Annotated in this window: 5 protein-coding genes and 1 pseudogene; 3 read left to right on the top strand and 3 right to left on the bottom strand. The window is 51.9% G+C overall.

Going from position 1 to position 7,972, the window contains the following annotated elements:
* From HOK28_04555 to HOK28_04545, 3 genes are all read left to right on the top strand, one after another.
* Positions 1-461 (top strand): hypothetical protein (locus HOK28_04555; GenBank protein MBT6432338.1); only part of this gene is annotated, 461 nt, incomplete at its 5' end.
* Positions 461-2,206, top strand: coding sequence for an ABC transporter ATP-binding protein (locus HOK28_04550; protein MBT6432337.1), 1,746 nt, complete (start codon positions 461-463; stop codon positions 2,204-2,206). The genes HOK28_04555 and HOK28_04550, both read left to right, overlap by 1 nt.
* Positions 2,203-3,972 carry an ABC transporter ATP-binding protein gene (locus HOK28_04545; protein MBT6432336.1) on the top strand — a complete coding sequence of 590 codons (1,770 nt, stop codon included), beginning with the start codon at positions 2,203-2,205 and terminating at the stop codon, positions 3,970-3,972. The genes HOK28_04550 and HOK28_04545 overlap by 4 nt, the downstream gene beginning before the upstream one ends.
* Positions 3,973-3,976: 4 nt before the next feature.
* Here HOK28_04545 and HOK28_04540 read toward each other — a convergent pair whose 3' ends face one another.
* The 3 genes and pseudogenes from HOK28_04540 to HOK28_04530 form a co-directional block, all read right to left on the bottom strand.
* Positions 3,977-4,642 carry a molybdenum cofactor biosynthesis protein MoaE gene (locus HOK28_04540; protein MBT6432335.1) on the bottom strand — a complete coding sequence of 222 codons (666 nt, stop codon included), beginning with the start codon at positions 4,640-4,642 and terminating at the stop codon, positions 3,977-3,979.
* A complete protein-coding gene (locus HOK28_04535; protein MBT6432334.1) occupies positions 4,639-5,652 on the bottom strand; it encodes a DUF2891 domain-containing protein in 1,014 nt (337 codons plus the stop codon). The genes HOK28_04540 and HOK28_04535 overlap by 4 nt, the downstream gene beginning before the upstream one ends.
* Positions 5,653-7,749: 2,097 nt before the next feature.
* Positions 7,750-7,972: pseudogene (locus HOK28_04530) on the bottom strand (hypothetical protein).

The following is a 7,972-nucleotide window of genomic DNA, read 5'->3' as shown; positions in this document are numbered from 1 at the left end:
CCGAAGGGCTCTGCGGCGTTTTACTTTCTCCTTGGCTTGGAGCCACTTCGAGTATCGAAAATTCGGTTCGCAAATGGGCGAGCCACTTTCCTCTCGTGGAAAGAGTGGCTGTAGACTATGGCGAGCACACGACGTTAAGACTCGACTCTCCACGGGCGCTACGCAGCGTCCTCAAGACTCTTGAAAAAGCTAAGCCCGATATCGACGCGATCTGTCGTCAAATCGAAATGGGCAATACTCCAAAAGGTCGACTTTACGTGATCCATGGAGCGCACGACCCCTTTGTCGACCCCGAGAAAAGCGTTTGGCTTACGAGTCATGTTGCCCAGCGCGCTACATTGCGGATGGTCGATGCGCGTTACGCGAAAACGCAGAGCGCTCCTTTCATGAGAGAGTACGTACTCGATGGACTGAATGCCTTGGTTGCTCAGACGATTAGATTTAGCGATACGAGTTCATAATGAGTTTTGAGCAAGAAGAGGCAGGGGTGATGAAGCGGCTGTGGATTCACGCCGGTCGCCATAAAAAACGCTTTGGTTGGGGCATTCTCATGCTTCTCCTCACCAACCTGGTCGCTCAGTGCATGCCCCAATTGATGCGCCTGATCATCGACGGTCTGGAAACAGGGGAAAACGTTGATTATCTTCAGCAGCTCGCTTGGCTCATGGTGGGTCTTGCTCTGGCGGGCGCAGTGTTTCGCACACTGAGCCGCGTTGCTATTTTCTTTTCCGCTCGCGATGTTGAGATGGCTTTTCGCAACGAGTTTTTTGAGCATCTCACAAGCCAAGATGCAGGTTTTTATCAAAAGCACCCAACGGGCGATTTGATGAGCCGGGCAACCAACGACCTGGGCCAGTTACGTCTTTTATTGGGACCAGGGTTACTCAATGTTGTGAATACAACCATTGGTTACAGTGTGGCTATCCCTTTGATGTGGATGATTTCACCTAAGATAACGATGGTCATCCTCACGGTTTACCCGCCGGCTCTGCTCTTGATGCGGTACCTTGGGAAACTATTGTATACCCGTAATAGAGAACAGCAGGAACGCATGGGCGATTTGTCGGCCTTTGTGCAGGAAAATCTCGCTGGCGCACACGTCGTTCGTTCGTTCGGTCTTGAGACCGTACGTGAAGAAAAGTTCTCCAAGCTTAATGATGCCAATTACTCAGCGGCGGTTCGCTTGGCTTGGGTACGCAGCGGTATGTTTCGCATGGTCATGACTCTATCGAGTCTAACCGTCTTATTGGGCGTGTTCACGGGTGCGAGCTTGGTGGTAGAAGAAGAGCTGTCTTTAGGAGACGTGGTCGCGATTATTGAATACATGGCGCTGCTTACTTGGCCAACACTCGCCCTTGGCTGGGTGCTCTCGATTTGGAAGCGCGGCGCCGCAGCTATGAGCCGGCTGAATGAAATCTTAGATTATGAGCCCGATATTCGTTCCGGCCCAATTAAGGTTGAGAGCCTTGAGCCTTCGCTGCGAGTCAAGGACCTAAGTTTCAGCTATGACGCGACCTCGGTTCTTGAACAGGTGGACGTTGATTTAAAACCGGGTCAAACACTGGGCGTTGTAGGCCCGATTGGCAGTGGAAAGAGCACGTTCGTTAAATCGTTGATGCGCCTTCTGGACATCCCCCCGGAAACAGTTTTTGTCGGTGGAACCGATATCACTGAACTTACGCTTGCCTCGCTTCGTCGCCAGTTTGGCTACGTCTCACAAGAGAACATATTGTTTTCGAGAAGTTTGGCTGAAAACGTTGCCTTTGGTCGCCCGGAGGCAAGTACTGAGGATGTGACCAATGCTCTTTTGCGTGCAAGCCTCGACCACCGAGATCCTAGCATACCCAATGGACTTGAAACCATTGTGGGAGAGCGTGGCATTACGCTTTCTGGTGGACAAAAACAGCGTACGGCGATTGCCAGGGCACTGCTTTTGGACCCTCCTATTCTGATTCTTGATGATTCTCTCTCGAGCGTCGATAGCGATACGGAGGAAGCCATTTTGGAACAAATTCGAAAGCTACGAAAAGATAAGACAACGATTATCGTAGCTCACCGTATGACAGCCGTAGCCCATGCTGATGAAATTGTGGTGCTCGATGATGGCGCAATCACCGAGCGAGGAACCCATAAATCTTTGATGGAGACCGATGGACTCTATGCGGGCATGGTGAAGCGTCAAGAATTGGAGGCTGGACTGCAATGAGTGATGAACGCCTCAAAAAAGACAGCCACCTCATACGGCGTCTATTTTATTACCTAGGTCAGCATAAGGCCTTATTCATGACAGCCCTCTTGCTCTACCCGGTGAGCGCTCTGGCGATTGTTTTACCGCCTTATCTTGTTCAGCAAATTCTCGATGTGGCGATCCCCAATGCAGACATGGATTTGCTCTACGCGTTGTCGGGCGGCTACTTGTTGGCGCTCGTTGTAGATTACGTTTCAGGCCTCTCGTCGCAGTTTGCGATGAGTGTTTTAGGTCAGCGGTCGATGCGAAGCTTGCGCAATGATTTGTTCTCACACATGCAAAAGCTTCCGCAGTCTTATTTTGACGTGAACCCCATTGGCCGAACATTAACTCGCCTCACAAACGATGTGGAATCACTGGCAGAGATCTTTGCAACGGGTGCAGTGACCATCATCTCCGATTTGATAACCATCATCGCGATTGTGTCGGCGATGCTTTACCTTGATCCGGGTATGACACTCTACGCATTCGTGGTGGTGCCGCCTTTAATTCTCGCCACTGTGGTGGTTCAACGATTTGCTCGAGAGGCTTTCCGAGCGGTTCGTAAGCACCTCTCCCGAATTAACACATTTCTTTCGGAGCATTTGCCTGGGATGACCGTGGTTCAAGCTTTTGCACAAGAAGCGCGAACGATTGGCGCCTTTGGAGAACTAAACGTCGCTTACCGTAACGCCAACCACAAAGCGATTCGATTGGATGCGTCACTCTTTTCTATCGTTGAGGCGATGGGCACCGTTGCGGTTGCGGTTCTCGTTTTCAACGGCGCCGAAGACTTGGCGGCCGGAACTGTTCAAGCGGGTGTCCTGGTGGCATTCATTCAATACATTCGACGATTTTTCATTCCGATTCGGGACCTTTCGGCGAAGTACACGATTTTGCAATCTGCTTTCGCGGGCGCTGAACGCGTCTTTAAGCTCTTAGAAGAGCCTATTACTCTAAGCAGCGCCGACAACGCACAAAGCGTCAAGCCGATGCGACAAGGTCTTGAGTTTAAGGGCGTAGACTTTGCTTATAAAGAGGGTAAGGCTGGCCCCGATTGGGTGCTTCAAGACATCGACTTGAAGATTCAGCCTGGAGAGAAAGTTGCGCTGGTTGGCCCTACAGGTTCTGGTAAGACTACGATTTTAAAGCTTCTCAACCGGCTCTACGATGTGCAAAAAGGCAGCATCACTTATGATGGGGTCGACCTTAAAGAGTTGAACTTAGAACAGCTCCGGCGGCGCTTCGCGGTGGTTCTTCAGGATGTTTACCTCTTTTCTGGAAGTATTCGAGACAACTTAAAGCTCGCCGCGGATGTGCCTGAAGATAAGATTCAAGAGGCGGCAAAAATTGTTCAAGCCGCGGACTTTATTGGAAAGCTTCCTGAGGGCTACGACACCGAGGTTAAAGAGTTGGGGGCGAATTTTTCGGCCGGTGAAAGACAACTTCTCGCCTTTGCCAGAGCTTTGGTTTTAGACCCAGATATCCTTGTCTTGGATGAAGCCACGAGCAACGTGGATTCCGAAACAGAGGCACGTTTGCAGCATGCTCTCGATGTGCTCTTAGAAGGACGCACTGCGCTCATCGTAGCCCACCGTTTATCCACGATTCGCAAGGTGGATAGGATTGTGGTGCTGCAACACGGGAAGATTGTTCAGCAGGGAAGCCACGATGAATTGATTAAGGTTGAAGGGTTGTACCAACAGCTAGCAGCTTTTCAATTTGGTCAGCTGGCACTTGCGTAAAAAATTAGCCGCCGCCCCAGCCAATCCAAGTATCACCGTCTGAAGTCTTTTCTTGCTTGAAAATCGGCACATCTACTTTGATTTGCTCAATGGCTTCACGTGCTGCATCAAAGGCAGGGGCCCGGTGGGCGCTGGCGGCTGCAATCAAAACCGAAACATCGCCAATACCAAGGTCGCCATAACGGTGGGCGATAAAGAGGCGTGTATCTGCGAATGCGCCCTCAATCTTATCGATAATTTTCTCGAGCTGTTTCTCTACCATCGGCACGTAGGCTTCATAATGAAGGCTCTCTACTTCTTTGCCGCGGTTGTGGTTACGAACGGTTCCCAGAAACAACACCGTGGCACCCATGGTATCATCGACCACTGCCGTTACTGCGTGCTGAAGATTGAGTTCGCTCTCGGTCACGAGAACCCGAGGGGCACCGCCTTGTACCGGGGGAATCAGAGCGAGTTCATCGCCTGGCTTTAAGGGCGCTTCCTGGTCAACGAATTCGAAATTTAGGGCCCACCGAGCGGTGCCCAAGTGGGCTTTGAGCTTGGGGTACTTTTCACAAATGATGGCGATGGCGTCGGCAACGCTGCTTTGCTCTGGGACTTCGATGGTTTCTTCGGCGCATCCGGTATCGCTCCGAGAACCTCCGAGGTATGCGGCTTTAATCTTCATCATGATGATACGCCGAAGCTAATATTGTAGAGCATGAATGTGCCGAGCCAATGAGTACCCGCGTAGGTACCATGCTCAAGACACTCGCTGGATGCGTCAGCATGGGCTTGTTGGCATAGCCTGAGTGGCTGGGTTCGAGAGTCGGTCTGCGGCAGGGCTTGAAGGATGGTTTGAAGCATCCATGCTCGGCTGATGTTGAGGCCATCCAAATGAACCAGTTTACCATCATCACGGTCGCTCGGCAGAACGGGCTCTAGCCCAACGCCGCTTGTAGCTAGATTGGGCAAGAAGAGGTCTAACCAACTTGAAAAATCGCTTGGTGATTGTATTTTGGCCATCAATGCTGCCTCACATAGAGCGGGTGAGAGAAAGTCGTGGGCCGAAGGTTCGTATGCGATGGGAGCATTTTCGTCGGTGCCATACCAGTTGTGAGCGAGCTCTCTAATCGTAGTTTGCACCTTCGTGTGGTCTTTTGTTTTGGCCCAATCCCACACCAAGCCCATGGAGAAAGCGGTCTGGGTATGCTCACCGGTCCGAATGGGGAAGCTTAACTTGGGAAGCCAGTGAAGCATGCGCTCGGCGGCAAGCTCTTCGAGTGGCTCAAAGTATTGAAGCCAATTGGATGTTTGTTCGGTGTTTGAGAGTCGCAGCTCATTACAAAGAATAAGAAGCCAGGCGATGCCATAAGGCATTTCAAATGTGGCCGTTCCTGGGCGCTTGAGGTGGTCGAGTTCTGCTTGAATGGACGAGGCTGAGAATTGTTTGCCCAGAAACTCAAGTGTTTGATTGTACCAGCTTGCTTCAGGCAAGAGTCGGCATAGCCGAATCAAAGAGGCGTAGCTGTGCACCGCAGAGTGCCAATCGAAGCATCCATAGAAAAGTGGAGTACGCTCTTGAGGTGCTTGAAGGTCGTTTGAGGTGACCAGCACATGGCCCTGCTTATTCGGATATTCTCGTAGAAGATTTTCTTTGAGAATGGGCAGCAGGTTTTGAGCGAGTTCAGAAAGATTCATGGAGAGAACAAAACATGGATACACCGCCCAAGTCGAGCGGTGCATCCACAATTATTTGTTTTACTCTACGCTAATGTCTACCAAAGCGACGCCTTGGTAAGCCGTTGCCGTCCAAGCGGAAACAGTTTCACCGTTGACTTTAATTTCGGCAGCGCAGCCGCCGTTGTCACCTGAATCATAAACCAGGAAGCGATAAACACCCGTTGGCAGATCCCAGCCGAGGCTGGTGTAAGTTTCAGTGGGTACGCCTTGGTCCAGGTAACCATCAACACCGGCTACGGCCCAACGAACCTCTTCGAGGTTATCATCGCAGGTCATCCAGAAAGTTACGTTACCGCAACTTTCAGCCGTGCCGCCCCAGACGCCTTCGCAGTCTCGTGCACAATCATTGGTTGGGTCTGCATCGCAAACACCGCACTCATCTTCGAGCGCATCACCGTTGAGTGTACCAGCGCAGTCAGGTCCTACATTGAAGCAAACGTCGCTGCGGTCGGTGTAGGAATCGGCTGCCCAGCTGGTGATATCAGTACTATCTACACTTACAACGCCTGAAAGGCCGCCGTCTCCGTATGAATCAAGTGCGACTGCGCAGTAGCGACCGGCAGGAATTTCCCAGCTTTCAGTGAATGTACCAGCTGCATCAGGCGAGGCCTCTGCCAATACTACATTGCGGTTCGCATCGACGATGCCCCATGTGCTTTCGTAGTAGAAGTCGTCAGCATTGAATGTGACTGAAAGAGTGTACGCTGTACAGTCGTTGCTTGCGTCGTTGTCGCAAGTACCACAAAGGTCTTCAACGGAATCACCGCCGCCGACGCCGTTGCAATCCACAACGCAGTTGTTGGTCATGTCAGCGTCGCAAACGCCACATACATCAAGAACAGCACCTTCGGCACTGGCAAAGCATGTTGAATCAATGGTGAAACAGAACTCAGCACCCGTTGTGTAATCATCAGCCGCCCAAGTGTAGTACTCTACGTCGTTGAGGGTAATGGTACCTGTTGTACCGCCGTCGCCATAGCTATCAGCCATGGTGAAGCAGTAATCGCCGTCCGCCAGTTCAAGTGCAGCTGTGAAAGGGTCGGCTGACTCAAAGTCACCGGCAGCAACTTCATTGCTTTCGCCATCTACCAAAATCCAGCTGCTTTCGACGAAGTACAGATCAGGGTTCACAGCAATCACGGTGTTTGGAACACACGCTGTTTCGCCGTCTGTTACACAGGTTCCGCATGGGTCAACAGTTGCTGTGCCGCCCCAGGTTTCAGTACAGTCTTGTACGCAGTCATTGGTTGTGTCTTCATCGCAGGTTCCGCAGCCATCAGCGTAAGCCAGACCGCCATCAATACCGTTGCAGTCAGCGCCAATGGTAAAGCAGAAGTTTGCTTCTGCGGTGTAGTCTGCTTCTCCCCAGGTTGCGTTTGTCTCGCCGCCCACGGTCAAGGAGCCAGTGGAACCACCGTCGCTATAGGAATCAAACACGTTCAAGCAGTAATAACCGTCGGCCAGCTGCCAAGTCTTAGAGTTTTCGCCTTCGACTTCGAGTGCACCGCTGTCGATAACGGTTCCGAATGCGTCGGTTACAGTCCAGCTGGTTTCATCAAAGTATTCGTCACCAACAATGGTAGCCACCACTTCTGTACTTGGGCAGTCATTGGTTGCATCGTTGTCGCAGGTGCCACAAGCATCGGCTACGGCATCGCCGCCCCAAACACCGTAGCAATCTTCGGCGCAATCGTTGGTTGTGTCTGCATCACATACACCGCATTCGTCGGTGTAAGCAGCAGCGTCGCCTGCTTGTGCAATGCATGCAGTATTAACCACGAAACATTGTTCAGCATCATCAGTGTATTGGTAACCAAACCATTGAACCGTTTCGATACCGTCTACCAGGATGCTGATGGTGAGGCCGCCGTCACCGAATGCATCGGATACGGTAAAGCAGTACTCGCCGTCGTCGAGAGCGTAATTTAGAGTCGCTTCGCCAGAAGCCTCCGGAAGCCCCATGTCCACCATGCTGCCATCTGCTTCATTAAGCACCCAAGCGATGTCTTCAAAGAAGGCATCAAATACAACGTTAATGGTTACGTTAGGATCTTGAGGATCGGTGGCATCTGCTGCGTCCGCTGCATCGCTTGCGTCCGCTGCATCGCTTGCGTCCGCTGCATCGCTTGCGTCCGCTGCATCGCTTGCGTCCGCTGCATCGCTTGCGTCCGCTGCATCGCTTGCATCTGCCGCATCACTTGCGTCTGCCGCATCGCTTGCGTCTGCTGCATCGCTTGCGTCTGCCGCATCACTTGCGTCTGCTGCATCGCTTGCGTCT

This window comes from Deltaproteobacteria bacterium (assembly GCA_018668695.1).
Lineage (GTDB): Bacteria > Myxococcota > XYA12-FULL-58-9 > XYA12-FULL-58-9 > JABJBS01 > JABJBS01.
This window is presented reverse-complemented; position numbering and strand designations above follow the sequence as displayed.

Excerpts from the sequence above, each read along its gene's own strand:
- HOK28_04550 (MBT6432337.1), top strand. The coding sequence starts at position 461 with ATGAGTTTTGAGCAAGAAGAGGCAGGGGTGATGAAGCGGCTGTGGATT.
- HOK28_04545 (MBT6432336.1), top strand. The coding sequence starts at position 2,203 with ATGAGTGATGAACGCCTCAAAAAAGACAGCCACCTCATACGGCGTCTA.
- HOK28_04540 (MBT6432335.1), bottom strand. The coding sequence starts at position 4,642 with ATGATGAAGATTAAAGCCGCATACCTCGGAGGTTCTCGGAGCGATACC.
- HOK28_04535 (MBT6432334.1), bottom strand. The coding sequence starts at position 5,652 with ATGAATCTTTCTGAACTCGCTCAAAACCTGCTGCCCATTCTCAAAGAA.